Source organism: Pseudomonas sp. MF4836 (genome assembly GCF_002018875.1).
Lineage (GTDB): Bacteria > Pseudomonadota > Gammaproteobacteria > Pseudomonadales > Pseudomonadaceae > Aquipseudomonas.
In genome coordinates this window covers 343,029-367,405 of record NZ_MVOL01000001.1, presented here as the reverse complement: position 1 = coordinate 367,405, position 24,377 = coordinate 343,029, and the positions used below count along the sequence as shown (strand labels likewise).

The window sequence follows — 24,377 nt, the reverse complement described above, 5'->3', positions numbered from 1 at the left end:
CTGGTCTGGGGAGTGCTGCGCACTGGAGCGCCAGCCCGGTCCAGCGGGAGCAAGCTCCCTCGCCACACTGTCTCTAACCAGAGACCAGCTCAGGCTTCATCGCCGAAAATTATAAAAATATCCTTATGTTTCAACATGTTATGTAAATGGCACAGTTCTCGCTATATGCCTCTCCACACGCAACACCCCACAAAAATAACAACTCTGGAGAGACACACCATGAGTGTGATCATTGCCCTGGCAGCCCTGGCGCTGCTGATGCTGGCTGCCTACCGTGGCTACAGCGTCATCCTGTTTGCCCCCATTGCCGCCCTCGGTGCGGTGCTGCTGACCGACCCGTCCGCCGTGGCGCCCGCCTTTACCGGGGTGTTCATGGAGAAGATGGTCGGCTTTATCAAACTCTACTTCCCGGTGTTTCTGCTGGGCGCGGTGTTCGGCAAGCTGATCGAGCTGTCGGGCTTTTCCCGATCCATCGTCGCGGCAGCCATCCGCCTCCTGGGCACCCGCCAGGCCATGCTGGTGATCGTGCTGGTGTGCGCCCTGCTGACCTACGGCGGCGTTTCGCTGTTTGTGGTGGTGTTTGCGGTCTACCCGTTCGCCGCCGAGATGTTCCGCCAGAGCAACATCCCCAAGCGCCTGATCCCGGCCACCATCGCCCTGGGCGCGTTTTCCTTCACCATGGACGCCCTGCCCGGCACGCCGCAGATCCAGAACATCATCCCCAGCACCTTCTTCAACACCACCGCCTGGGCCGCGCCGTGGCTGGGGGTGATCGGCACCATCTTCGTGTTCTGCGCCGGCATGCTGTTCCTCCAGCGCCAGCGCAACAAGGCGCAGAAAGCCGGTGAAGGCTACGGCACCGAGCTGCGCAACGAGCCGGAAACCGCCGAAGACATCCAACTGCCCAACCCCTGGATCGCCCTCTCGCCGCTGTTGATGGTGGGCATCATGAACCTGCTGTTCACCCACTGGATCCCGCTGTGGTACGGCAAGACCCACAGCCTGGCGCTGCCGGGCATGAGCGCGCCGGTGACCACCGAGATCGCCAAACTCACGGCAATCTGGGCGGTGCAGGCCGCCTTGTTGATCGGCATCCTGATGGTGCTGGCGTTCGGTTTTTCGGCGATTCGCAGCAAACTGGCCGAAGGCAGCAAAAGCGCAGTCAGCGGCGCGCTGCTGGCGGCCATGAACACCGCTTCGGAATACGGTTTTGGCGCAGTGATCGCCTCCCTGCCGGGCTTCCTGGTGCTGGCGGACTGGCTGAAAAGCATCCCCAACCCCCTGGTCAACGAAGCCATCACCGTGACCCTGCTGGCCGGCATCACCGGTTCGGCCTCGGGTGGCATGAGCATCGCTCTGGCGGCCATGTCCGAGAGCTTTATCAGCGCGGCCCACGCCGCCAACATTCCGCTGGAAGTGCTGCACCGGGTGGCTGCCATGGCCAGCGGCGGTATGGACACCCTGCCCCACAACGGCGCAGTGATCACCCTGCTGGCGGTGACCGGGCTGACCCACCGCGAAGCCTACAAAGACATTTTCTGCATTACGCTGATCAAGACGCTGGCGGTGTTTGTCGTGATCGCCACTTTCTACGCCACAGGCATTGTGTGAGGTATTGATGACCACTCTTTCCGGCAAGACCGCCCTTGTGACCGGCTCCACCAGCGGCATCGGCCTGGGGATTGCCCTGGGCCTGGCCAAGGCCGGGGCCAACCTGATCCTCAACGGCTTCGGCGATGCGTCGAAGGTAATCGCCGAAGTGGCGCAGTTCGGCACCCGGGTCGGGCACCACCCGGCGGACGTCAGCGACCCGGCGCAGATCGCCGAAATGTTCGCCTACGCCGAGCGTGAGTTCGGCGGCGTCGACATCCTGGTCAACAACGCCGGGATCCAGCACGTGGCGGCGGTGGAAGAATTCCCGGTGGAGCGCTGGGACTCGATCATCGCCATCAACCTGTCGTCGGTGTTCCACAGCACGCGCCTGGGGTTGCCGGGGATGCGCGCCAAGGGCTGGGGGCGAATCATCAACATTGCCTCGGTGCACGGCCAGGTGGGTTCGGTGGGCAAGGCCGCCTATGTCGCGGCCAAGCACGGGGTGATCGGCCTGACCAAGGTGGTGGGCCTGGAGACCGCCACCAGCAACGTCACCTGCAACGCCATCTGCCCCGGCTGGGTGCTGACGCCACTGGTGCAAAAACAGATCGACGACCGCGCGGCCAGCGGCGTCGATCCGCAACAGGCGCAGCATGACCTGCTGGCAGAAAAACAGCCGTCCCTGGAGTTCGTGACCCCGGCTCACCTGGGTGAGTTGGTGCTATTTTTATGCAGCGAAGCCGGCAGCCAGGTACGCGGCGCGGCGTGGAACATCGATGGCGGGTGGCTGGCGCAGTAACGCTGCCTGCGCTCCCTCTTTCTGTGGCGAGGGAGCTTGCTCCCGTTCGGCCGCGCAGCGGTCGCACACCAGACGACCGCGTTTTGTCGTTGAGTCTCGGTTGCCTGGTTTCAGGGCCGCTTCGCGCCCCAGCGGGAGCAAGCTCCCTCGCCACAAACGCGATACGGCACCACCCCCTATAAGAAGAAACAGAGGCCTTGCATGTCCGACATTCTCTGGCAACCCAGCGCCGAGCGCATCGGCAAGACGCGCATCGACGCCTTTCGCCGCTTTATCAATCAACGCCACGACCTGGCCCTCGACGATTACCCGTCCCTGCACCAGTGGAGCATCGACCAGCGCCAGGACTTCTGGCAGGCGATTGTCGACTTCTTCGAGGTGCGCTTTGAGCACCCGCCCGAGTGCGTACTGCGCGAAGGCCCGCAGATGCCCAGCGCCGAATGGTTTCCCGGGGCCACGCTGAACTTTGCCGAACACCTGCTCAAGCGCCGGGATAACGGGGTCGCCGTGGTGGCGATCAATGAGAACGGGCAACGCGAACAACTGACCTACGCCGAGCTGGCGGCCCATGTCGCCGGCCTGCAACAGAGCCTGCGCGCGGCCGGCGTGGGCCTGGGCGACCGGGTGGCAGCGTGCATGCCCAACACTTGGCAGACCCTGGTCGGCATGCTGGCCACCACCAGCCTCGGGGCGATCTGGTCCTGCTCTTCGCCGGACTTCGGCACCCAGGGGGTGATCGACCGCTTTGGCCAGATCGAACCCAAGGTGCTGATCACCTGCGCCGGTTACCGCTACGCCGGCAAGGACATCGACCAGAGCGCCAAACTCAACGAGATCCTCGAACGCCTGCCGTCCCTGCAACAGCTGATCATCGTGCCCTACGCGCGCCCCGAAGCCCGGGTCGAAGACTTCCAGACCCCGGCCAAGGTCGCGCTGTGGGACACCTTCTACCGCCCCGGTGGCACGCCTGAATTCGTCGCCGTGCCTTTCGCCCATCCGCTGTACATCCTCTATTCCAGCGGCACCACCGGCGTGCCCAAGTGCATCGTCCACAGCACCGGCGGCGTGCTCCTGCAACACGCCAAGGAGCACGGCCTGAACACCGACCTTGGCCCCGGCGACGTGCTGTTCTACTACACCACCTGCGGCTGGATGATGTGGAACTGGCTGGTCTCGGCCCTGGCGGTGGGCGCAAGCCTGGTGCTGTATGACGGCTCGCCGTTCCACCCCGGCCCCGAGCACTTGCTGGACCTGGTCGACCAGGAAGCCATCAGTGTTTTCGGTACCAGCCCCAAATACCTCGCAGCCCTGGCAAAGGCCGGCCTGCAACCGCGCCTCAGCCATGACCTGGGCAGCCTCAAGACCCTGCTCTGCACCGGCTCGCCGCTGTCGCCGCAAAGCTACGACTACGTGTACCGCGAACTGAAACAGGAGCTGTGCCTGGCCTCGATGTCGGGCGGCACCGATATCGTTTCCTGCTTTGTCATCGGCAACCCGTTGCAGCCGGTGCGCCGTGGCGAGATGCAAGGCAAGAGCCTGGGCATGGCCATCGAGGTGTGGAATGACCAGGGCCGGCCGGTGATCGGCGAAAAGGGCGAGCTGGTCTGCACCCGCCACTTCCCGGCCATGCCCATCGGCCTGTGGAACGACCCGCAGCAGGAAAAACTGCGGGCCTCGTATTTCAGTCAGTTCCCCGGGGTCTGGGCCCAGGGCGACTACGCTGAGCAACTGGCCCACGGCAGCTGGCTGATTCATGGCCGCTCGGACGCGGTGCTCAACCCCGGTGGCGTGCGCATCGGCACGGCGGAGATCTACCGCCAAGTGGAAAAAGTGCAGCAGGTCAGCGAAAGCCTGGCCATCGGCCAACAGTGGGACGGCGACGTGCGCGTGGTGCTGTTTGTGCGTCTGCAAGACGGCGCGCAGCTCGATGCAGCGCTGCAAGAGCAGATCCGCCAGGTGATCCGCGCCAACACCACCCCGCGCCATGTGCCGGCGAAGATCCTCCAGGTCAGCGACATCCCGCGCACCATCAGCGGCAAGATCGTCGAGTTGGCCGTGCGCAACGTGGTGCACGGCATGCCGGTGAAAAACACCGATGCCCTGGCCAACCCCGAGGCCCTGGAGCAGTTTCGCGACCGCGCGGAACTGGCCACCTGACCCCTGACGCCCATCGATAACCGCCGGGCCAGAGAGGTGTATCACCTCCTGGCCCGAGCCGCCTGAACCCGCACAAAAAACGCTTTCTGCCGGTGTCGTCATCCCGCGCAACCTGTCTAGACTGGTCATCCGAGGCAAAAACGAGTGAAATACGCCTCTCACCGGCACCGAGCCCCTTCGTTTGAATAGAAATCCCCAAGCATGGGACTTTTTGAAGTGCCAGCCGTCTACTGTTTGCATGCCTCTGCTGACACGGCTCTAGAATCAAGCTTCACCCCAGGATCCCTGACATGAACGTCTCCCCCAATGCCCGCGAAGCCGAAACCCTGATTGCTCGGCTGGACTGGACCACCACCCCCCTGGGGGCAGCCGGCCAATGGCCGCAAAGCCTGCGCACCGCAGTGGACATCGTGATCCACTCGCCGATGCCGATGATGCTGCTGTGGGGCGAACAACTGACGCAAATCTACAACGACGGCTTTGCCCTGCTGGCGGGCAACAAGCACCCCCAGGCCTTCGGCAAACCGGTGAACCTGGCCTGGCCGGAGCTCAAGGAGTTCACCGCGCCCATCTACAGCGCCGTACTCAAGGGCCAGGTGCGCAGCTTCAATGAACAACGCTTTACCCTGCAAAACGGCGGTCGCGAGTCCGACCTGTGGCTCGACCTGACCTACAGCCCGATCCGCGACGAGCGCGGCGAAGTGGCCGGGGTGCTGATCACCGCCATCGAAACCAGCGAACGCCGGCGCATCGCCCTCGAACTCAAGCAGCGCTCCGAGGCCAGCCTCAAGGCCCAGCACGAAACCGAAGAGCGCCTGCAACTGGCCCTGGCCGCCACCGACACGGTGGGCACCTGGGACTGGAACATCGGTGACGACCGCTTTATCGCCGATGCGCACTTCGCCCAGTTGCACAGCATCGATCCGTTGCAGGCCGGACAATTGCCCATCAGCGACTACCTCAACGGCGTGCACCCCGAAGACCGCGGTATGGTGGCGCGCAGCATCAAGCACTGCATCACCCACGGCACCGAATACGCCGAGGAATACCGCCTGCAACTGGCCGACGGTCAGGTGCGCTGGGTGTTTGCCCGGGGCCGTTGCTACAAGGACCACCACGGTCGGCCGACGCGTTTTCTCGGTGCCGCCCTGGACCTTACCGAACGCAAGCAGATGGAACAGGCGCTGCGCCAGAGCCAGACCGAACTGCAACTGATCATCAACGCCATGCCGGTGCTGATCGGCTACGTCGACCGCGACGAACGCTTTCGCCTGAACAACAGCGCCTACCTCGACTGGTACGGCCTGACCCCGCAAGAGCTGTACGGCAAGAGCATCCGCGAGGTGATCGGCGACGAGATCTACGCCACCCGCGTCGAGCAGATCAGCGCCGCGCTCACGGGTACCCCCTGCAGCTTCGAGGCCGACTCGCCTCATCGCGACGGCCGCCCACGGCATGCACTGATGAAATACCTGCCGCGCTACAGCGCCGATGGGGCGATCAACGGGTTTTATATTTTCGTGATCGACGAGACCGAGCGTCGGCAAACCGAAGAGGCTCTGCGCAACCTCAACGAGACCCTTGAAGAGCGTGTCAACGAACGCACCCAGGCCCTGGCCACCGCCAACCAGCGCTTGCAGAGCGAGATGTTCGAACGCGAGCGCGCCGAAGAAGCGTTGCGCCACGCGCAGAAGATGGAAGCCGTGGGTCAACTCACCGGCGGCATCGCCCATGACTTCAACAATATGCTGACCGGCATCATCGGCAGCCTCGACCTGATGCAGCGCTATATCGACAACGGCCGCAGCGCCGAGATCGGCCGTTTTACCGAAGCCGCGGTGTCCTCGGCCAAGCGCGCCGCCGCCGTCACCCATCGCTTGCTGGCGTTCTCCCGGCGCCAGTCCCTGGACCGCCAGCCCCTGGACCCGAACCAGCTGGTGCAGTCACTACAAGAGCTGTTCAACCACACCAAGGGCGAGCACATCGAGCTCAAGCTGGCGCTGGGCGAGGGTGTGTGGCCGGTCAACACCGATGCCAGCCAGCTGGAAAACGCCCTGCTGAACCTGGTGATCAACGCCCGCGACGCCATGCCCCACGGCGGCGAGCTGCTGATCGAAACCGCCAACAGCTACCTCGACGGCAGCGACATCCGCACCCTGGAGCCGGTCAAGGCCGGCGACTACGTGATGCTCGGCGTCAGCGACAACGGTGCCGGCATGAGCCCGCGCGTGCTGGCCAAGGCTTTCGATCCGTTTTTCACCACCAAACCCATTGGTCAGGGCACGGGCCTGGGGCTGTCGATGATCTATGGCTTTGCCCAGCAGTCGGGCGGCCACGTGACCATCACCAGCGAACCCAACCAGGGCACCAGCGTGCGCCTGTACCTGCCTCGGCTGTATGCCGCCCCCGAGGAAAAACCGGTAACCGACGGCAACGGCGAGGCCCCCTGCGCCATGGCCGGCGAAACCGTGGTGGTGGTCGAGGACGACCCGGCAGTGCGCATGCTGGTACTCAATGTGCTTGGGGAACTGGGCTACACCGCGTTCGAGGCCGAAGACGCCAAGAGCGCGCTGCCGCTGCTGGAGTCGCCGATCCGCGTTGACCTGCTGGTGACCGACGTCGGCCTGCCGGGGATGAATGGCCGCCAGTTGGCGGAGATCGCGCGGCAACAGCGGCCGCAGCTCAAAGTGCTGTTTATGACCGGTTACGCGGAAAAGGCCGCCGAGCGCCAGGGCTTTCTCGAAGCTGGCATGGACCTGATGGCCAAGCCGTTTTCCATCGACGACCTGGCCCAGAAGATTCGCCAGATGATCAGTCAGCCCGGTTGATTTCAGGCATAATCCGCGGCCGCCGTCCGCACCGTTCCAAGGTAACTGCCCGATGAAAGCCCAAGCCCGCCATATCCTGGTGAAAACTGCCGAAGAGGCCGAGCAACTCAAGCAACGCATCGCCAAGGGCGAAGCCTTCGATGTGCTGGCCAAGAAGTTCTCCACCTGCCCCTCCGGCAAACGCGGCGGCGACCTGGGCGAAGTACGGCCTGGGCAGATGGTCGGCGCCATCGACCAGGTCATCTTCAAAAAGCCCCTGCGCACCGTGCACGGCCCCATCAAAAGCAAATTCGGCTACCACCTGGTGCAAGTCTTCTACCGCGACTGACCCCTGTAGCCCCTGCAAACCTGTAGCCGCTGCCGAAGGCTGCGGCTACAAGGTTAATTTCGCGGGATCAGGGCGCCGGGGAACTGGATGACCTGGCTGGCCAGGCGGTGCCCTGCCTCAGCAGCCTGCAGCGGGCTGCCGCCCAACAGGCGCCTGGCCAGGTACGCGGCGCTGAACGAATCCCCTGCTGCCGTGGTGTCCACAACCTTTTCCACCCGCTGCCCTGGCACCTCGAAAGATTCCCCGGCGCAGCGGATCAGGCAAGGTTCGGCGCCGCGCTTGAGCACCACTTCCGCACAATCGGCGTACGCCGCAAACACCGCCGCACTGTCGGCAAACCCAAACAACGCCTGCTCGTCATCCAGGGTCAACAGCGCCAGGTCCACGTGCTGCAACACCCCACGGTACGCCGCCCGGGCCTGCTCGACCGACGCCCATAACCGCGGCCGGTAGTTGTTGTCGAAGACAATCCGCGCCCCCCGCTGACGCGCCTCGATCAATACCTCCAGCAATTTCTCGCGCCCCACCGACCCCAGCACCGCCAGGGTGATGCCACTGAAATACAGCACGTCATAGCCCGGCAACGCCGCAAGAATCGGCGCCGCCGCCGGGGTGGTGAAGCAATCGCGTACCGCCGCCTCATTGCGCCAATACAAAAAGCGTCGCTCGCCCTGGGCATCGGTCTGGATGCAGTACAGGCCGGGCAAGCGCCCAGGCAGGCGCTGCACCCGCTCCAGGCCAATACCCTCGGCAGCCCAACTGCGGCACATGGCCTCACTGAAACTGTCATCGCCCAGGGCGGTGACGTAATCCACCCGCCCCTGGCCGTACAACTCCCGGGACAGGTACACCGCGCTGTTCAAGGTATCGCCGCCAAAGCTCTGTTGCAGGCTGCCGTCGTGGCGTTGTTGCAACTCGATCATGCATTCGCCGATGCAGGCGATGCGGGGGGTTGGGTTCATGCTTGGGACCTCTGCGCCCGAAGTGATAAGGGTGCGCCCCGAGGGAGCGCACCGTTGCCGTCCGCTCCTAGAAGCAGGTGTCCAGACTCTCGATCACTCGCAGGCGCTCATCTACCAGCAACCCGGTGCGCCATTTATCGAAGGTCAAACAGGGGTGGGAAGTGCCGAAGGAAATGATGTCGCCAATCCGCAGCTCCACCCCCGGCGCCACAGTGAGAAACGCATGCTGATCCATCACCGCCGTGACCTTGCATGCCCCCACATCATCCCCGGCGCTGGCCTCGGCCCCGGCGCGATAACGCCGCAGTGGCACCGGCAGGCCGGCGTCATAAGCTACATCGCGTTTGCCCAGGGCCACCACGGCAAAGCCCGGCTCCGGCAGCGACTGCACATGGGCCCAGACCTCCATGGCCGGGCGCAGGCCTTCCTCCAGGTCACTGCGCCGATCCAGCACGCAGCACTGCGCGTCTTTATAGATGCCGTGGTCATGGGCCACATAACTGCCCGGGCGCAGCACACTGAGGAAACGCCCCTTGGCGTTGTGAGTCTCGAAGGATTCGGCAATCAGGTCGTACCAAGCCGAACCCGAGGCGGTGATGATCGGCCGCTCGATGGCGAACAATCCGTCGTTGTGCAGGTCCACCGCCAGGCGCACCAGCGAATCCGCGAACTGGCGAATACCACTGATGGCCTGATCGCCATGGATCACCCCTTCATAACCTTCGATCCCGCACAGGGCCAGGGCCGGCTGCGCCTGGATCGCCCGGGCCAGATCCAGCACCTCCTGCTCGCTGCGGCAGCCGCAACGCCCGCCGACCACGCCGTACTCGATCATCACCTTGAGCTTTGCCCCGCGCTGGGCGAAAAACGCCCCCAGGTCGGCCACGCTGTCCGGGTGATCCACCATGCAATAAAAGTCGAAATCCGGGTCCGTCAGCAGCTCGGCGATCAGCGCCATGTTCGGCGCGCCTACCAGCTGGTTAGCCATCAACACCCGACGCACGCCATGGGCGTAGGCGGCACGGGTCTGGGTGGCGGTGGCCAGGGTGATGCCCCAGGCGCCGGCTTCCAGCTGACGCTGGAACAAGCCCGGCATCATGCTGGTCTTGCCATGGGGCGCGAGCTCGGCGCCGCTGTCGCTGACGAACTTCTGCATCCAGCGGATGTTGTGTTCCAGGGCCTCGCGGTGCAGCACCAGGGCCGGCAGGCTGACGTCCTGCAACAGACTCGCGCCCTTGGCAGCGGCACCCTTTTCCACCAGCGGCAGATCAAAAACGGAAGACATGTTGGCACTCCTTATTCAAGGCGGCTGCGCACAGCCGCAGGACAGCATTAATCGTTGATACGCCGAGCCAGACGGTTGGCGCTGTCGATCAGCACCCGGCGGTATTCCTGGTAATGGGTCTGGGCGTCGGCCCGCGGCGCGACGATGCACAACGTACAGATGCACACCCCGCGCTCATCCCGTACCGGCGCGGCAAAGCAGTGGGTGAAGGTGTCGGCCACGCTGTCGAAGGAAAAGAACCCCTCCTCGGTGGCCTGGCGGATTTGCTGGAGGAACGTCTCCAGGGGCAGGCGTTCACCGTCGGGCAGAATGAAATCCCGCTCATCGATCAGATCGACAATCTGCGCATCGCTCAAATGCCCCAGCAGCAGCCGCCCGGACGCGGTCCAGGGAATCGGCGCGTTCTCGCCGATGTCCGAGGAAATACGGAAATGCCGCTCGCCCTCCTTCATCAGCGCCACGGTGTATTTGCGCCCATTGAGCAGGCACATCTGCGCGGTTTCACGGGTCTGGCTGACGATTTCCTGCAAGGCCTGATCGGCCTCGCGGCTCAGGTCGAAATGGCGCAAATGGGCCTGGCCGAGAAAGTACAACTGGCGGCCCAGGTACACATGCCCATCCTTGCCCACCGGTTCCAGAATCCGCCGCTCCAGCAAGGACGCCACCAGCTCGTAGACCGTGGACTTGGGGCTGCCGATGCCGTTGGCGATATCGTTGGGGCGCAACGGCTGGCCGATCTCCTTGAGGAAATCAAGAATATCGAACGCCCGATCCAGGCCCTTGGCCCGGCGCTTGATGGTGTCTTCAGTCATCTATCTGGCATTCCCCTGGAAATTGGTCGCTCACTCTATCCTCACTTGCCACGTGTGGCAGAGCACTTAGCGCTTCTTGTAAGCAACGCAATCAATCTCGACCTTGCAATCCACCATCATATTGGCCTGCACGCAGGCCCGGGCCGGTGCATGTTCGGGCTTGAAATACTCGCCAAACACCTTGTTGAAACTCCAGAAATCCCGCGGATCCTCCAGCCACACGCCAACCCGCACCACGTCCTCCAGGCCGTACCCGGCCTCCTCCAGGATCGCCACCAGGTTGCGCATGGTCTGCCGGGTTTGCTCGACGATCCCGCCGGTGATGATCTCACCGTCCAGGGCCGGCACCTGCCCCGACACGTGCAGCCAGCCATCGGCCTCCACGGCGCGGGCGAAAGGACGAGGCTGACCGCCTCCAGCGGTGCTGCCGGTGCCGTAACGAGTAATGCTCATGGGTACTTCTCCTGTTTGAAAGGCAGTTGAAAATCAGAAACGGGTGTTCTTCAAAAACTCCGCCAGGCGCGGTGACTGCGGGCGCTCGAAGAGTTCTTTGGGCGGGCCCTGCTCCTCGATGCGGCCCTGGTTCATAAACACAATCTGGTCCGAAACCTCGAACGCAAAGCGCATTTCGTGGGTCACCAGCAACATGGTCATGCCCTCGTCCGCCAGGCCCTTGATCACGTTCAGCACCTCGGCCACCAACTCCGGGTCCAGGGCCGAGGTCACCTCGTCGAACAGCATCAGGCTCGGGTTCATGGCAATGGCTCGGGCGATGGCCACGCGCTGCTGCTGGCCGCCGGACAACTGCCCGGGAAAGTGATCGCGGCGCTCCAGCAGCCCGACCCGCTCCAGCCATTTTTCCGCGAGGGCCACGGCCTCGTCCTTGGCCAGCTTCTTGACCTTGATCAGGCCCAGGGTCACGTTCTGCAACGCGGTCAGATGAGGGAACAGGTTGAACTGCTGAAAGGCCATCCCGGTCATCGCCCGATGCTGGGCAATCACCTTCTCCGGGTGGCGCAGGCGTTTGCCGTCAACCTGGTGGTAGCCGATGGATTCGCCGTCGAGCAGAATCTGCCCGCCCTGGAATTCCTCCAGCATATTCACGCAGCGCAGCAACGTGGTCTTGCCCGAGCCGCTGGAGCCGATCAGGGTCACCACATTGCCCCGTGGCATCTCCAGGTCGACGCCCTTGAGCACCTCCACCGCGCCGTATTGCTTGTGCAAGTTACGAATGCTCAGCAACGGCTGCTGGCCGGCTGGCAGGGAAACGTGAGCGTGAGTCATGGCAAGGCCACCCGTTTTTCAATGGTCCGGCCGAAGAGTTCGATGCCGTAGTTGATAAGAAAAAACAGCAAACCGGCGAACAGGTAAAACTCCAGGGTCATAAAGGTGCGCGCGATGATCTGCTGGGTGCTGAGCAACAACTCGGCGACGCCGATCACCGAAAGCAGGGTCGAAGCCTTGACGATCTCCGTCGAGGAGTTGACCCAGGTCGGCAGAATCTGCCGCAGCGCCTGGGGCAACAGCACGTAGGCCAGCGCCTGTTTGAACGTCAGGCCAATGGCCTGGCTCGCCTCCATCTGCCCCCGGGGAATCGCCTGCAACGCACCGCGCACAATCTCCGCCACGTGGGAGCCGCAAAACAGCGTCAGGCCCAGGGCCCCGGCCTCGAACGCACCGATCTGCCAACCCAGGGCCGGCGCCATGTAAAAGCACGCCAGCACCAGCACAAACACCGGCGTGCCGCGGATCAGGTCCACATACAGCCGAAACGGCGCCCGCATCCACCACCGGCCATAGGTCAGTACCAGCCCGGCCAACACCCCGATCAGGGTGCCGAACAAAATCGCCAGGGCCGAACAGCCGACACTGGTCTGAAACCCCGCCCACAGCGTCTCGCGGGCCAACCACAATTCATGCCACCAACTGGGTGCTTGATACATATCGGGCTCCTAGCGACGGATCGCCAACCGCTGCTCCAGATGGCGCAACAGCAAGGCAATGAAGTAACAGGCCGCCACATACAACGCCGTGGTCACCATCCAGGTTTCAATCACCCGGTAGCTTTCAACGTTGATCTTGCGCGCGTAATAGGTCAGCTCCGGCACGGCGATGGCGGCGGCCAGAGAAGTGTCCTTGAACAGCGAAATAAAGTTGTTGGACAGCGCCGGCAACACATTGCGCAACATCACCGGCACCGTCACATAGGCCCGCACCTGCCACTCCCCCAGGCCAATGGCCAAACCCGCCTCGCGCTGGCCCTTGGGAATACTCAACAGCCCGGCGCGAAACACCTCGGTCAGATACGCCCCCGCGTACAGCGACAAGGTGACGATGAACGACGGCACCTTATCCAGGCGAATCCCCAGGCTCGGCAGGGCGAAATAGATCAACAGAATCAGCACCAGAATCGGCGTATTGCGGATCACCGTCACATACACCGAGGCCAACACCCGCAACGCCCGATGCCTGCTCAACAAGGCAAAAGCCATCACCAGGCCGATCACACAACCGATGGCGATCGACACCAGCGCCAGCTGCAAGCCCAAACCGAGCCCCGCCAGCAAGGTGTCGAAATCGCGCCACACGGCGGCAAAGTTCAACTGATAATTCATGGTCGGCACCACCTTGAGCAGGGCGCTTTCGAGGGGCGCCCCACTCAGCAATGTGTGTGTGAAAACGTAGCGAGCGAAAGAAAGACAAGGCGAAAACGGGTGAGCAAGCGGAGTTGACGTCAGTCAATGAGCAGTGCGATCCCGTTTTCAACGCCGTATTTCTGAGCGCAGTCGGTTTCATTTGAATTCGACGGGGAAACCAATTTCGGGCGTTGGCAGATCCACACCGAACCACTGCTTGAACGACGCCGCGTAGGTCGGGAACTCAACCCCGGTCATCGCCTCGTGCAACGTGGTATTGACGAAATTCAACCAGTCCTGATCCCCACGCTTGACCGCACAGGCATAGGTTTGCGGGCTCCAGGCATAGGCCGGGCTGCGATAACGCCCGGGGTTCTGCACCATCAAATACTTCACCGACGACTGATCGGTGGCCGCCGCATCGGCCCGCCCCGAGTTCACCGCCTGATACATCAAATCGACACTGTCGTACTGATCAACCTTGGCCTTGGGCAACGCCTGGTGCACCAACTCCTCGGCATACACGTTCTGCAACACCGCCACCGTCACCCCATCACCGCCGGCCTTGAGGTCATCGATCTCCTTGTACTTGCTGTTAGCCGGCAACAGCAGCCCCACCCCTTCGCGGTAATACGGCAAGGTAAACGCCACCTGCTGCGCGCGGCTGGCGGTGACCGTAATGAACTGACAGCTCATATCGACCTTATCCGTCAGCAGATTGGGAATCCGCGCATCAGACGACTGCACCACAAACTCCACCTTGCTCGGGTCATTGAACAACCCCTTGGCCACCATCCTGGCGATATCAATATCGAACCCCTGCAACTTCCCGTCCGCCCCCTGAAAGTGCCACGGCGCATTGGTACTGCCCGTCCCGACAATCAAATGCCCACGCTTGAGCACCGAATCCAACTTAACGTCCGCCGCCTGCGTAACCCCCACAGCCCCAGCCAACGACACAGCAAGCAACACACACGCTTTAAACAAGGAAAGTCCGCGATGCATGACAAGCACTCCAAGGATGGTGTTTATTCCGCTATACCGGAATATGGTATGTAACAACGGAATAGACAGCAGGAAGTGTGCCATGGGATGGGAAGGGATGACAGGGGGATGGGGAAATTGAAGGGAATCAAGGGGATGGGGACAGCGCGGGTTTGGGCGTTACAAACGGAGTGAGCGGGAGTGATACGCAAAGGTACGAAAAGTGATTCGGCAGCACACAAAATGGTGCGGCGGGGGAGCCCAAATGCCGATCAGTTACGCTTTAGAGCGAACGAAACATAACCTGTGGTGAGGGAGCTTGCTCCCGTGGGACCGGCCGGCGCTCCGGAGCGTAGCAGTCCCCTTTTTGGGTCCGCTGCGCGGCCCAGCGGGAGCAAGCTCCCTCTCCACAATGACAGTGCTTGCCCTTAACTGACTGGCATTAGTAGGGCCTCATTAATTCCAATAGCTGGCAACAATTCTCAGCACAAAACTGAACAACCCAACGCCCTATAACCTTGCCTGACTCACTGGATCGCCCTATAGTCCGACCCGTCGCTGCAAATTCAGCGACCTGACTTGGCCGTCAGCATCCTAAGCGCACAGGCGCTCCCCATAACAAGGCAAGCGCTTTTTTTGCGCTCGCACGTTCGTGTTATGGCGACTGTGCGTGGGACACCTTCGGGTGTGCCGGGATGCTTAGGCCCGGTCGGCCAACCCGCGTACAGTTGCCACCCTGCTTCGCTTGGCCGCGATTGGTGGTAGCTACCTAAGTTATGGAGCGTCACTGATATGGATTACCAACCTTTCACTTCTTCCAACACCACCGACCACCCCGTCGCCTTTATCAACCCTCAAGCCCCCCTGCTTGATCTGCTGAACTACGCCGGCCTGCGCATCCGCGCCGCCCGCGACATGCTCGACAGCGTCTCCAACATGACCAGCCGCAACGCCGACGACCTCGACCTGATGCGCTTCTCCAACGTGGCAACCCTGTTGTTGCAGGACGGATGCGACGTGTTGCGCGTGGCAGAACAAAAAGCGATGGACCTACCACAGCGTTAACCCGTAGCGCCAAGCCAAAGCCATTGCACATGCTGTGCTCTGGCTCTGGCTCTGGCTTTTGATCCTGCTTTTGATCTTGATCCACCCGCCCCTTCGGCAGGCCGAGTGGAGGTGTTCATCAGGGGATTGGCGCGCAGCGCCCTTCGACGCAGTCGAAGACGTCGCTGGAAGCGATGCCCCCTGAGGGACGCCGGAACGAGGGAACCCGAGCGCAGCGAGGGCCGTACGCTCGGGGCGAGACTTTTTGGTTCCTTTTGTGGCGTTTGACAAAAGGGACTCGCCGTAAGGGCGAAACCCTAAGCGGCCGTTACCGCAGCAATGGATATACCCCCACCCCAACAAACTTCGCCAAGCACCATTTCATCAGGGATATCTACGGCGTTTGAGCCGGCCAGCGCAGCCTGCGGCAGCGCCTACAGCCGCCTCGGTTTTTGCGGCCGCAGATAAAACCCAGAAATAAGCGCAATCAACACCAGCATCAACGCCAGGCTCGGATCCCCCTTAGGCAGCATGAACTGATAAAGCCCAGCCCCCATCGTCAGCCCAGATGCAATACACAACACAAACCAAACAACTTTCTTAAACAGCTTCACGATCTGATGACATCCCTTCCACAGAAAACTTCAACCGCACCGCTCAGAACGAACAGGCCGGGGGGCGACAATGTATCGGCCACACCCCCGAACGGCAAATCCGCAACCCCTCAGCGTTGCACCCGCATAAAACGGGCATTCACACCCACAACTGCGGCCCTCCTTGAATGCATCGTTTCAACCCGACCCCAAGGGCCCCGCATCCTTACGCCTTGAACGTCAGAATCGGCGAAAACCGCGCCATCACCGACACCGTCCCCTCTTCCACCTGGGACTGAATCACCTGGCCAATCTCCTTGTAGGCCCCCGGTGCTTCCTCGATCATCCGCTCCTCCTTGGTAGTGATGCACTCCACCCCATTCAGGCCGAGGAAGGCCTTGTCCTTCTTGGCCTTGAACACCACTTCGCTGCGCGACATGGAGCGCCCGGCGCCATGGCTGGCCGAGCGCAACCAGCGCTCATTGCCCAACCCGGTGAGCAGGTAGGAATCATGCCCCATGCTCCCCGGAATCAGCAGCGGCTGCCCTGCATAGGCCGGCGTCGCGCCCTTGCGGTGGACGTTGCCGCCCTCTTCGCGCAGCACAATGTTGTGCGGCACATCGACAATCAGCGGCGCCTCGATGCCGGCGCCAAACACCTGCCGGGTGCGCTGGCGCACCATCTCGGCGATCAGCGCGCGGTTGGCGTCGGCGTAGTGGGCGGCGCTGTGCATGGCCAGCAGGTACTCATCGGCCATCTCGCCAAACAGGGCGAAGATCTTCGAGTCGGGATGCTTGATCCCCGTCGGCCACAGGGCCTTGGCCTTGTCCATCCAGCGCCGGCCTACATAGAAGCCAACATCACGGGAACCGGTGTGAATCATCATCACCACCTGCCCCACGGACAGGCCCTGGGCGAAGCATGCCTGGCGATCCACCAGCTCGGTGACCACCTGGATCTCGACAAAGTGATTGCCGCCGCCCAGGGAACCCAGCCCTGGGTCGCGGAGGATTTTGCGCGAAAGGTCCTGCAGGGCCTCGGGCGCATAGTCGGTGCTGCCGCGGGCAAAGGACGACTCATGCAGGCCCGAAAGCTCACGCTGCAGTTGGCCAAAGTCCGCCCCGGCAAACAGCCCGATCGGGTCCTGCTGCTGCACCTGGGCCCAGAAATCTCCCAACCCCGAAGCAAACAGCGCACTCATGGCCGTCGGGCTGGTGGGGATATTCCGCGTGCCTTCCAGCAGATCGCCACGCACCAGGGCGGTCCACTTGGCTTTCTGCGCCATGAACTGCTCGTAGTTCAGCCCCAGTTTGTGCAGGCGCATGCCGCAATTGATGTCGGTGCCAATGGCTTGCGGCACCACCAGGTCGTGGCTGGTGACAATCACGCTGCCAACCGGAATCGGGCTGCCGGTGTGGAAGTCCGGCGTGGCGCAGGCACACTTCACTTCGCCGCCATGGGGGTGAGCCACCTTGGCGAAATCCATCAGTTGCAGGATGGCTTTTTCTTCGATGGCAAAGCTGTCAGGCAGCAGCAAATCCACCTTGAGCCCGGCGGCATTGGTGGACGAGATAGAGAGGGAATTGGAATTCAGGCGTTCGATGGCCACCCCGGAACGGGCGAGCTTGTGCTGAATTCTTTTCAGAGGACTCTTGGTCATTTTCAACTGCTTTTCTTGGACGCAACAAAACAACCACCCGATTGGTGGCTGGAATTGTCTGGTCAGCAGCGAAACTTAGACGGCGCGGATGATGAGGAATTGGGGGCTTGATGTAAAGACTGGCTGGCAGACTTTTGAGTATGCACCGGGGATTTTACGGCAGCGGCTACAGAATTGTCTTGGGCTTCTGCCAACGGCCCGCCCACAGATCAAAATACTCAAAAGCGGCCAGCGTGACCTGGAGAGCGGGTTCGCCGTGGGCCTCCAGCACTTGGCTCGGGATCGATACACCACAAGAGTCATCATCAATCGGAAACACTTCACAACCTGGCGCAAACCTATTCAGCGCCGCGCGGATACGGCCCAAGTCGTTGGACTTGATAATGATCTGAATACCCATCAGCGCTTGAACTCCACCTGGCACATTGACGACAGGCTTCCCACAATTCTGTCGAGGTCCGATACGGCGACCGACTGCCCGCGAATGTCATAAACAAGCCTGCAAACCTTCAAGTTCTGAGGCAAATGCTGACGCGAGAACAGGATGCGTGCCCGGTTGTACTTGATACTCAAGTCAACGCTCTGGGAGGTTTCCAGGCTGTGATTGGCGACGAGTATGTATTCGCCGCGCTCCTGCGAAACAAATTCGGGGGTGAACATAACTGCCTGCCTCGCTTAAGCCGGTGAATCTGCAAAACCCTACCACGCTCGCGCTTACCCATGGCAAACGCCGCCACCACCTGCCCCTCATCCAACCGGTGGTGGCAAGCGCGGCGGCCTCTGCCTTAAAAGCTATTGACCACCGTCACCCCCGCCACCTCGAACTTGTCCATATTCATCAATGCCTCGATCGACTGTTCCAGGCTGATGGTGCGGCCAATCAGCTTCTGCGGTGCCAGTTTGCCGGACTGCATCATGGCGAACATCGCGTCATAGCGGTGCGCCTGCATGCCGTGGCTGCCGAGGATTTCCAGTTCTTTGGCGATCACCGTGCTCATGGGGATGATCGGTGTGCTGTGTTCGCCGAGCATCAGCCCGACTTGCACGTGCTTGCCCCGCTTGCGCAGGTTGCTGATGGAGTTGAAGCAGGTTGTGGGGTGGCCCAGGGCATCCAGCGACACATGGGCACCGCCCTGGGTGATATCCCTGACCGCCTCCACCACATTCGCCACGCGGCTGGCGTTGACGGTGGCCACCGCGCCCAGGCTGCGGGCCAGTTCAAGCTTGTCTTCGGCGATGTCGATGGCCACGACGTTGGCGCCGATGGCGCTGGCAATCATTACTGCCGACAGCCCCACGCCGCCGCAGCCGTGGACCGCGACCCATTGCCCGGCGCGGGTCTGGCCCTGGTCGACCACCGCGCGGAACGAGGTGACGAAGCGGCAACCCAGGCTCGCGGCAGTGGTGAAGTCGAGGCTCTCGGGCAACGCCACCAGGTTGATATCGGCCTGATGCAGCGACACGTATTCGGCGAACGAGCCCCAGTGGGTAAAACCCGGCTGAAACTGCCGATCGCACACCTGGTGCTGGCCGGCGCTGCATTCCGGGCAGGCACCGCAACCGCCGACAAAGGGCACGGTGATGCGGTCGCCGACTTTCCAGCGGGTCACGTCCTTGCCGACCGCCTCGACGATCCCGGCCAGTTCATGCCCAGGCACGTGGGGCAATTCGATATCGGTGTCATGCCCGACCCAGCCGTGCCAGTCGCTGCGGCACACGCCGGTGGCCATGACCTTGACCACCACCCCGTGATTTTCGGGGGTAGGGTCGGCCACGGTCTGGACGGTGGGCGGCGCGGAGAATGCTTCGAAGACCACTGCTTTCATGAACTGCTCCTTATCTGAAACATTTCATCAGTATGAAGACGATCGATGAATTTACCTTTCTATTTGGTCTTGAATAACTGAAAAATCCGAAATAGCCTTACAGATCTCCAGCACTGACTGAAAGGATCTTGCAGGTGGAAAAATTCGACAAGCAGGACGCCGCCATCGCCGACCGCCTGCAGCAGGACGGCAAACTGTCCAACGCCAAACTGGCCGAGCATCTGGGCATGAGCGAAGCCTCCTGCTGGCGCCGGCAGAAACGCCTGGAAGACGCCGGGGTGATCGAGGGCTACCAGGCGGTGCTCAATCGGCGAAAGCTCGGCATGGGGGTCATGGCCTTTGTGCAGATTGCCTGCACCCAGCATGGGGAAGAGGTCACCGCCGAGTTCGAGAACATCATCCGCGCCTGCCCCAACGTGCTGGCCTGCCACAACACCACCGGCGCGGCCGACTTTCTGTTGCAAGTGGTGGCCCGGGACCTGGACGACTACAGCCGCTTCGTGGAACAGGTCCTGAGAAAACTGCCCGGGGTACTGAGCATCTGCTCGAATATTTCCCTGCGGGAAATAAAGGTGACCAATATCCTGCCCCTGAGCCATTTGGCGGCGGGGTGAAGGTTATTCACCGCGGCTTGGAGACTGAAAAACACCATGTGTTTATCTAGCTGAATTTCGCCACGAGCTATAGCATATAGCCATCAACCTTCATCAAACGGACTTGTTGCAACATGAACAACGCTGAGACACTAACACTGTACGAAACCCTCTACTTTTACGAACTGGAGAGAAAGGACAAAATCACCAACCGAATACAGTTAAATTTCGCACTTGTGGTCATTACTTATACCGCCTTCAGTTACATGCTCAGGACACTGGACTATGAGAGCAGACCACAAGAGCTGGCCTTATTTTTAATCTTCTTCACTCTTTCCATTTTTGCTTCCAGCGCGGCAATTTATCTATTGATCAAAGCTTATTGGCATAATCCAGTGCACCATATTGCCTCTGCAAATGATATAGGCGCCCATATCCAGAACCTGAAAGACTATTATAAAAAAAGCACACTCCCCGACTCTTCAATCAACTTAAATAATGATATAGAAGAGTACATTGCCAACTCATACAAAGAAGCAGCCACCAAGAATACGTTAACCAATGAAAAGAGAAATAAAGATCTTTACACTTCTTTCAAATGGCTACTGATAGGAGCCTTACCACTTGCAATAGCAAGCTTGTTATTTTTAGTACTGGATCTTGATGCATCATCGCCCAGAAAGAACATGCTGATAGAAGATAAGAGATTGGCGCTTGAACTAAAATCTTTAACTCATCTACAGTGCAACCCTGCCAACGCAAAACCAACCACGGAGCCTTCGCCAGTGACTAGCCAAAACGACCAGCAACCCGCACCTGCGCCTTCCGCCCCCGCGGAAGCCGCCGAAAAACCCAAAGGCCCTCCTCTAAGAATGTCTATGGAAGATTTCAAGGATAAAGTACCAGCGGGCAGTCAACTGCTGAACGAAAATAACCCGAAATAGCAACCGGGATAGCCTTCGCGTAATAGCGAAGGCTATTCAACTATCATCTTGGCTGCTCCAACCCCTGCCCCGGCGGAAATTTCATCTCGCCGTTCCAACAGATGCCCGCTTTCGCCGCGCGGTCCCTGTGCAATTGATAGGTCATCAGTGGCCCTCCCCGCGTCGCGGGTGAAAACTCAGATCCGGGCGAATCGCCGCGAGTATGTCGTGCAGCAACTGATCGCCATGGGGGCAGACCGCAAGCAGGTAGTCACCATCGGCCCAATGGCTCCAGCCCGCCTGGAGTTCCAGGCCGTCACGCACGAAAGACGGCGAGATGCCCTCGTCCCAGCCATCGACACGCTCACCTCTTCGCTCAAACCCCAGTTCCTCGACCAGGTAGGCGCAGACCGTACACCTGAGTTCGCTGTCGTAGGCGTCGAACTCCAGGGTCATGTGTTTGCTGTGGACCGGGAACAATCGCGGCTGCTGAGGCGGTGTCTTTTTGTCGGTCATGGGCCCACCGGCTTCGATCCTTGAAAAGTCAGGCTCGGATCTTATCCGCTGCCGGCCGCAAGCCAAACACTATTAAGGAAGGGTCGCTCAGGCGTTAGCGAAAAAACTCCCCTGGCGTGGAATCAAACTGCTGACGAAACGCGGCAATAAACGCCGAGGTCGAGTCATAGCCGCAGGCCAGCGCCACATCGGTCACACGCTCGCCCTGCTCCAGCGGGGTCAGGGCGCCGAGCAGGCGCAGGCGCTGGCGCCAGGCGCGGAAGGTCAGGCCGGTGTCGTGCACGAACAGGCGGCTGAGGGTTTTTTCCGCGACCCCGAGTTTCTGGCTCCACTGGCCCAGGGTGGTGGCCTGTTCGGGGTGCAGTTGCAGGCTGCGGTAGATCTGCCGCAGGCGCGGGTCGTGGGGCAGCGGCAGCATCAGGTCGAGCTGCGGCGCGGCGGCCAATTGGTCCAGCAGCACCTGGGCCAGGCGCCCGTCGGCGCCGTCTTCGGCGTACTCCACCGGCAACTGGCTGAAGCTGCGGATCAGCTCGCGCAGCAGGCTGCTGACCGCCAGTACCTGGCAGGCATCGGGCGCCCAGGCGGTGACGCTGCAATCCAGGTACAGGCTGCGCATTTCGGTCCGCGGCGAGCTGAACACCTTGTGCGGCATGCCGGCGGGGATCCACACCGCGCGCTGGGGCGGCGCAATGAAGCGTCCGGCACTGGTCTGCACCTCCAGCACCCCGGCGATGGCGTACGACAATTGCACCCAGGGGTGGCTGTGGCGCCGGGTCAGGGCGCGATTGGGCAGTGATTCGGTGCGGCCGTAAACCGGTCGAGGCAGGCTGGGAAGACCGGGGATACTGCGCCGGACGATCTTTTCATGTCCTTTAGGCGGCATTAACTGGCTCATTGGCGTTAGTCGGCAAACAGCCGTCACGTTAGAGTCGCGCAATCGCTCTTGGCAACCCCCGGATGATCCCGCTATGACTCGCTCACGTCTTTTGCCCGACAATTTCACCTTGACCCTGATCGGCGTGGTGCTGCTCGCCAGTTTCCTGCCCGCCAGCGGCCAGGTGGCCGTGGGCTTTGGCTGGCTGACCAACGCCGCCATTGCCCTGTTGTTTTTCCTGCATGGCGCCAAGCTCTCGCGAGAGGCGATCATCGCCGGCGCCGGCCATTGGCGCCTGCACCTGCTGGTGTTCAGCCTGACCTTTATCCTGTTCCCGCTGCTGGGCCTGGCGCTCAAGCCGTTGCTGTCGCCGCTGATCGGCAACGACCTGTACATGGGCATGCTCTACCTGTGCGCCCTGCCCGCCACGGTGCAGTCGGCGATTGCCTTCACCTCCCTGGCCCGGGGCAATATTCCGGCGGCGATCTGCAGCGCGGCGGCGTCCAGCCTGTTCGGGATTTTCCTGACCCCGTTGCTGGTGACCCTGCTGCTGAATGTGCACGGTGAAGACGGCTCGACCCTGGATGCGATCCTCAAGATCAGCCTGCAATTGCTGCTGCCGTTTATCCTCGGGCAGATTGCCCGCCGCTGGATCGGCGCCTGGGTTGGCCGCAACAAGAACTGGCTGAAGTTTGTCGACCAGGGGTCGATTTTGCTGGTGGTCTACGGCGCGTTCAGCGAAGCGGTGAATGAAGGCATCTGGCATCAGATCCCGCTGTGGGAGCTGGGGGGGCTGGTGGTGGTCTGCTGCATTCTGCTGGCGCTGGTGCTGGTGGCGTCCAGCGTGCTGAGCAAGGCGTTCGGCTTTAACCAGGAAGACCGCATCACCATTTTGTTCTGCGGTTCGAAAAAGAGCCTGGCCACCGGTGTGCCCATGGCCCAGGTACTGTTCGCCGGCAGCACCATCGGCGTGCTGATCCTGCCGCTGATGCTGTTTCACCAGATCCAGCTGATGGTCTGCGCGGTGCTGGCCCAGCGCTACGCCAAACGCCCGGAATCCATCCCCGAGCTGATGGCCCAGGTCGACCCGTAATCGCCTACCCCTGCTGACCTGTAGCCGCTGCCGAGCCTGCGAGGCCGCGGCTACAGCGTCAGCAGTGTGTGTCAGTTGGCCCTGGCGCCATTCATCCACGGGCTGTAGTCCACGGAAACGAAGCCTTGCGCCAGGCCCTCGGGGCCGGTGGCGAAGCCGGGCATCTGCCGCAGGTCCAGTTGTTGGCACTGGCTGGCGAGGCGCTGCTGCAGGGCGCTATCAGGTTTGAATTCGCCGGGGCGATAGGGGCTCGGTTCCAGCCTCACCTGGCACTCCTGCACCTGACCCTGGGCATTGGCGACATAGCGGAAACTGGCCACCCCGACCCCCTCCACGCTCTGCCGGGCCACCAGTTGCTCGCGCAGGAAGCGCATCTGCTGGTACAGGCTCACGCGCACCGCCTGGCGCTGCTTCTGCTCAATCGACAACGCATCCAGGGATGGAAAAACCAAAGGCGCAACGATGACCTGGGTGTCGTCGGCGTCCTTGAACACCTGCGGCGAGACCCCGGGGAGAAGGGTGTTCCAGCACAGCTCGGTCGCCAGTTTGAGCAGCCCTGCGTCACTGCGTTTATCGGCGATGAGGTAGTGGGTGCTGGGCCGCGCCGTGCACGCCAGCACACGGTTTTGCGCATTGAGGGTCATGTGCATGTCCACCGCCCCGATCAGCCCTTGCTGGTTGGCTCCCAGGGCATTGCGATAGAGCACCTGGCTAAATGCTTCGATAAAGCCCTGGTCCACCTGCTGCCGGTCCACCGCCTCAATGGCGGCGGCTTCGGCTGGGGTCGGTTTCTGGCAGCCGCCAAGCGCCAGCAGGCCGGCGGCGAGGGTCGCCATGATCAACGGGGAACGGGTGGACAACGGGGAGCATT

25 protein-coding genes are annotated in these 24,377 nt (G+C 61.8%); 9 read left to right on the top strand and 16 right to left on the bottom strand.

What is annotated here, in order from left to right; genetic code table 11:
- The first annotated feature begins 219 nt into the window (after positions 1–219).
- The 5 genes from MF4836_RS01770 (at position 220) to MF4836_RS01750 (ending at position 7,705) form a co-directional block, all read left to right on the top strand.
- The gene (locus MF4836_RS01770; protein WP_078468818.1) at positions 220–1,611 is read left to right on the top strand and encodes a GntP family permease; all 1,392 of its coding nucleotides are present in this window, start codon (positions 220–222) and stop codon (positions 1,609–1,611) included.
- Positions 1,612–1,618: 7 nt separating this feature from the next.
- Positions 1,619–2,392, top strand: a complete 774-nt coding sequence (gene hbdH, locus MF4836_RS01765) for a 3-hydroxybutyrate dehydrogenase (RefSeq protein ID WP_078468817.1) — start codon at positions 1,619–1,621, stop codon at positions 2,390–2,392.
- Positions 2,393–2,593: 201 nt separating this feature from the next.
- Positions 2,594–4,549, top strand: a complete 1,956-nt coding sequence (locus tag MF4836_RS01760) for an acetoacetate--CoA ligase (protein WP_078468816.1) — start codon at positions 2,594–2,596, stop codon at positions 4,547–4,549.
- A 290-nt stretch (positions 4,550–4,839) separates the two neighbouring features.
- On the top strand, positions 4,840–7,377 hold the full coding sequence (locus MF4836_RS01755) for a PAS domain-containing hybrid sensor histidine kinase/response regulator (RefSeq protein WP_078468815.1): 2,538 nt from the start codon (positions 4,840–4,842) through the stop codon (positions 7,375–7,377).
- 52 nt (positions 7,378–7,429) lie between these two features.
- Positions 7,430–7,705 (top strand): peptidylprolyl isomerase, encoded by a 276-nt coding sequence (locus MF4836_RS01750; protein WP_008369722.1) that lies wholly within the window; start codon positions 7,430–7,432, stop codon positions 7,703–7,705.
- Positions 7,706–7,758: 53 nt separating this feature from the next.
- Here the strand turns inward: MF4836_RS01750 and MF4836_RS01745 are convergent, their stop codons facing one another.
- The 8 genes from MF4836_RS01745 to MF4836_RS01710 form a co-directional block, all read right to left on the bottom strand.
- Positions 7,759–8,667, bottom strand: coding sequence for a sugar kinase (locus MF4836_RS01745; RefSeq protein ID WP_078468814.1), 909 nt, complete (start codon positions 8,665–8,667; stop codon positions 7,759–7,761).
- Between the two features lie 67 nt (positions 8,668–8,734).
- Positions 8,735–9,952, bottom strand: coding sequence for an amino acid deaminase (locus tag MF4836_RS01740; RefSeq protein ID WP_078468813.1), 1,218 nt, complete (start codon positions 9,950–9,952; stop codon positions 8,735–8,737).
- Between the two features lie 47 nt (positions 9,953–9,999).
- Positions 10,000–10,764, bottom strand: coding sequence for an IclR family transcriptional regulator (locus tag MF4836_RS01735; protein WP_078468812.1), 765 nt, complete (start codon positions 10,762–10,764; stop codon positions 10,000–10,002).
- Between the two features lie 66 nt (positions 10,765–10,830).
- A complete protein-coding gene (locus MF4836_RS01730) occupies positions 10,831–11,217 on the bottom strand; it encodes a RidA family protein (protein WP_020295176.1) in 387 nt (128 codons plus the stop codon).
- 33 nt (positions 11,218–11,250) lie between these two features.
- Positions 11,251–12,048 (bottom strand): amino acid ABC transporter ATP-binding protein, encoded by a 798-nt coding sequence (locus MF4836_RS01725; protein ID WP_078468811.1) that lies wholly within the window; start codon positions 12,046–12,048, stop codon positions 11,251–11,253.
- Entirely contained in the window at positions 12,045–12,707 is a 663-nt protein-coding gene (locus MF4836_RS01720) for an amino acid ABC transporter permease (protein WP_078468810.1), read from the bottom strand. Before MF4836_RS01720 ends, MF4836_RS01725 begins: the two co-directional genes overlap by 4 nt.
- A 9-nt stretch (positions 12,708–12,716) precedes the next feature.
- Positions 12,717–13,379, bottom strand: coding sequence for an amino acid ABC transporter permease (locus MF4836_RS01715; RefSeq protein ID WP_078468809.1), 663 nt, complete (start codon positions 13,377–13,379; stop codon positions 12,717–12,719).
- 177 nt (positions 13,380–13,556) lie between these two features.
- Entirely contained in the window at positions 13,557–14,405 is an 849-nt protein-coding gene (locus tag MF4836_RS01710) for a transporter substrate-binding domain-containing protein (protein ID WP_078468808.1), read from the bottom strand.
- 771 nt (positions 14,406–15,176) lie between these two features.
- Between MF4836_RS01710 and MF4836_RS01705 the strand changes: the two genes are divergently transcribed.
- On the top strand, positions 15,177–15,449 hold the full coding sequence (locus MF4836_RS01705) for a hypothetical protein (protein ID WP_078468807.1): 273 nt from the start codon (positions 15,177–15,179) through the stop codon (positions 15,447–15,449).
- A 413-nt stretch (positions 15,450–15,862) separates the two neighbouring features.
- On the opposite strand, the gene MF4836_RS01700 is transcribed toward MF4836_RS01705, so the two are convergent.
- The 5 genes from MF4836_RS01700 to MF4836_RS01680 all read right to left on the bottom strand — a co-directional run bounded on the left by MF4836_RS01700 (position 15,863) and on the right by MF4836_RS01680 (position 19,507).
- Complete coding sequence (locus MF4836_RS01700; RefSeq protein ID WP_078468806.1) at positions 15,863–16,042, bottom strand: hypothetical protein; 180 nt, start codon at positions 16,040–16,042, stop codon at positions 15,863–15,865.
- 205 nt (positions 16,043–16,247) lie between these two features.
- Complete coding sequence (locus tag MF4836_RS01695) at positions 16,248–17,681, bottom strand: RtcB family protein (RefSeq protein WP_078469137.1); 1,434 nt, start codon at positions 17,679–17,681, stop codon at positions 16,248–16,250.
- A gap of 166 nt (positions 17,682–17,847) precedes the next feature.
- Positions 17,848–18,081, bottom strand: coding sequence for a hypothetical protein (locus tag MF4836_RS01690; RefSeq protein WP_078468805.1), 234 nt, complete (start codon positions 18,079–18,081; stop codon positions 17,848–17,850).
- The gene (locus MF4836_RS01685; RefSeq protein WP_078468804.1) at positions 18,081–18,341 is read right to left on the bottom strand and encodes a hypothetical protein; all 261 of its coding nucleotides are present in this window, start codon (positions 18,339–18,341) and stop codon (positions 18,081–18,083) included. Before MF4836_RS01685 ends, MF4836_RS01690 begins: the two co-directional genes overlap by 1 nt.
- A gap of 125 nt (positions 18,342–18,466) precedes the next feature.
- Entirely contained in the window at positions 18,467–19,507 is a 1,041-nt protein-coding gene (locus MF4836_RS01680; protein WP_078468803.1) for a zinc-dependent alcohol dehydrogenase family protein, read from the bottom strand.
- 134 nt (positions 19,508–19,641) lie between these two features.
- Between MF4836_RS01680 and MF4836_RS01675 the strand changes: the two genes are divergently transcribed.
- The gene (locus MF4836_RS01675) at positions 19,642–20,121 is read left to right on the top strand and encodes an Lrp/AsnC family transcriptional regulator (RefSeq protein WP_078468802.1); all 480 of its coding nucleotides are present in this window, start codon (positions 19,642–19,644) and stop codon (positions 20,119–20,121) included.
- Between the two features lie 113 nt (positions 20,122–20,234).
- The gene (locus tag MF4836_RS01670) at positions 20,235–21,044 is read left to right on the top strand and encodes a hypothetical protein (RefSeq protein WP_078468801.1); all 810 of its coding nucleotides are present in this window, start codon (positions 20,235–20,237) and stop codon (positions 21,042–21,044) included.
- A gap of 144 nt (positions 21,045–21,188) precedes the next feature.
- On the opposite strand, the gene MF4836_RS01665 is transcribed toward MF4836_RS01670, so the two are convergent.
- Together MF4836_RS01665 and MF4836_RS01660 are read right to left on the bottom strand one after the other, a co-directional pair.
- Complete coding sequence (locus tag MF4836_RS01665) at positions 21,189–21,539, bottom strand: hypothetical protein (RefSeq protein ID WP_078468800.1); 351 nt, start codon at positions 21,537–21,539, stop codon at positions 21,189–21,191.
- Positions 21,540–21,633: 94 nt separating this feature from the next.
- A complete protein-coding gene (locus tag MF4836_RS01660) occupies positions 21,634–22,422 on the bottom strand; it encodes an AraC family transcriptional regulator (RefSeq protein ID WP_078468799.1) in 789 nt (262 codons plus the stop codon).
- 85 nt (positions 22,423–22,507) lie between these two features.
- Between MF4836_RS01660 and MF4836_RS01655 the strand changes: the two genes are divergently transcribed.
- The gene (locus MF4836_RS01655; protein WP_078468798.1) at positions 22,508–23,506 is read left to right on the top strand and encodes a bile acid:sodium symporter family protein; all 999 of its coding nucleotides are present in this window, start codon (positions 22,508–22,510) and stop codon (positions 23,504–23,506) included.
- 71 nt (positions 23,507–23,577) lie between these two features.
- Here the strand turns inward: MF4836_RS01655 and MF4836_RS01650 are convergent, their stop codons facing one another.
- Complete coding sequence (locus tag MF4836_RS01650; protein ID WP_078468797.1) at positions 23,578–24,366, bottom strand: hypothetical protein; 789 nt, start codon at positions 24,364–24,366, stop codon at positions 23,578–23,580.
- Between the last annotated feature and the right edge of the window lie 11 nt (positions 24,367–24,377).

What these genes read in the sequence shown, in the direction of transcription:
- MF4836_RS01770 (WP_078468818.1), top strand. Translation starts at nt 220, where the DNA reads ATGAGTGTGATCATTGCCCTGGCAGCCCTGGCGCTGCTGATGCTGGCT.
- hbdH (WP_078468817.1), top strand. Translation starts at nt 1,619, where the DNA reads ATGACCACTCTTTCCGGCAAGACCGCCCTTGTGACCGGCTCCACCAGC.
- MF4836_RS01760 (WP_078468816.1), top strand. Translation starts at nt 2,594, where the DNA reads ATGTCCGACATTCTCTGGCAACCCAGCGCCGAGCGCATCGGCAAGACG.
- MF4836_RS01755 (WP_078468815.1), top strand. Translation starts at nt 4,840, where the DNA reads ATGAACGTCTCCCCCAATGCCCGCGAAGCCGAAACCCTGATTGCTCGG.
- MF4836_RS01750 (WP_008369722.1), top strand. Translation starts at nt 7,430, where the DNA reads ATGAAAGCCCAAGCCCGCCATATCCTGGTGAAAACTGCCGAAGAGGCC.
- MF4836_RS01745 (WP_078468814.1), bottom strand. Translation starts at nt 8,667, where the DNA reads ATGAACCCAACCCCCCGCATCGCCTGCATCGGCGAATGCATGATCGAG.
- MF4836_RS01740 (WP_078468813.1), bottom strand. Translation starts at nt 9,952, where the DNA reads ATGTCTTCCGTTTTTGATCTGCCGCTGGTGGAAAAGGGTGCCGCTGCC.
- MF4836_RS01735 (WP_078468812.1), bottom strand. Translation starts at nt 10,764, where the DNA reads ATGACTGAAGACACCATCAAGCGCCGGGCCAAGGGCCTGGATCGGGCG.
- MF4836_RS01730 (WP_020295176.1), bottom strand. Translation starts at nt 11,217, where the DNA reads ATGAGCATTACTCGTTACGGCACCGGCAGCACCGCTGGAGGCGGTCAG.
- MF4836_RS01725 (WP_078468811.1), bottom strand. Translation starts at nt 12,048, where the DNA reads ATGACTCACGCTCACGTTTCCCTGCCAGCCGGCCAGCAGCCGTTGCTG.
- MF4836_RS01720 (WP_078468810.1), bottom strand. Translation starts at nt 12,707, where the DNA reads ATGTATCAAGCACCCAGTTGGTGGCATGAATTGTGGTTGGCCCGCGAG.
- MF4836_RS01715 (WP_078468809.1), bottom strand. Translation starts at nt 13,379, where the DNA reads ATGAATTATCAGTTGAACTTTGCCGCCGTGTGGCGCGATTTCGACACC.
- MF4836_RS01710 (WP_078468808.1), bottom strand. Translation starts at nt 14,405, where the DNA reads ATGCATCGCGGACTTTCCTTGTTTAAAGCGTGTGTGTTGCTTGCTGTG.
- MF4836_RS01705 (WP_078468807.1), top strand. Translation starts at nt 15,177, where the DNA reads ATGGATTACCAACCTTTCACTTCTTCCAACACCACCGACCACCCCGTC.
- MF4836_RS01695 (WP_078469137.1), bottom strand. Translation starts at nt 17,681, where the DNA reads ATGACCAAGAGTCCTCTGAAAAGAATTCAGCACAAGCTCGCCCGTTCC.
- MF4836_RS01690 (WP_078468805.1), bottom strand. Translation starts at nt 18,081, where the DNA reads ATGGGTATTCAGATCATTATCAAGTCCAACGACTTGGGCCGTATCCGC.
- MF4836_RS01685 (WP_078468804.1), bottom strand. Translation starts at nt 18,341, where the DNA reads ATGTTCACCCCCGAATTTGTTTCGCAGGAGCGCGGCGAATACATACTC.
- MF4836_RS01680 (WP_078468803.1), bottom strand. Translation starts at nt 19,507, where the DNA reads ATGAAAGCAGTGGTCTTCGAAGCATTCTCCGCGCCGCCCACCGTCCAG.
- MF4836_RS01670 (WP_078468801.1), top strand. Translation starts at nt 20,235, where the DNA reads ATGAACAACGCTGAGACACTAACACTGTACGAAACCCTCTACTTTTAC.
- MF4836_RS01665 (WP_078468800.1), bottom strand. Translation starts at nt 21,539, where the DNA reads ATGACCGACAAAAAGACACCGCCTCAGCAGCCGCGATTGTTCCCGGTC.
- MF4836_RS01660 (WP_078468799.1), bottom strand. Translation starts at nt 22,422, where the DNA reads ATGCCGCCTAAAGGACATGAAAAGATCGTCCGGCGCAGTATCCCCGGT.
- MF4836_RS01655 (WP_078468798.1), top strand. Translation starts at nt 22,508, where the DNA reads ATGACTCGCTCACGTCTTTTGCCCGACAATTTCACCTTGACCCTGATC.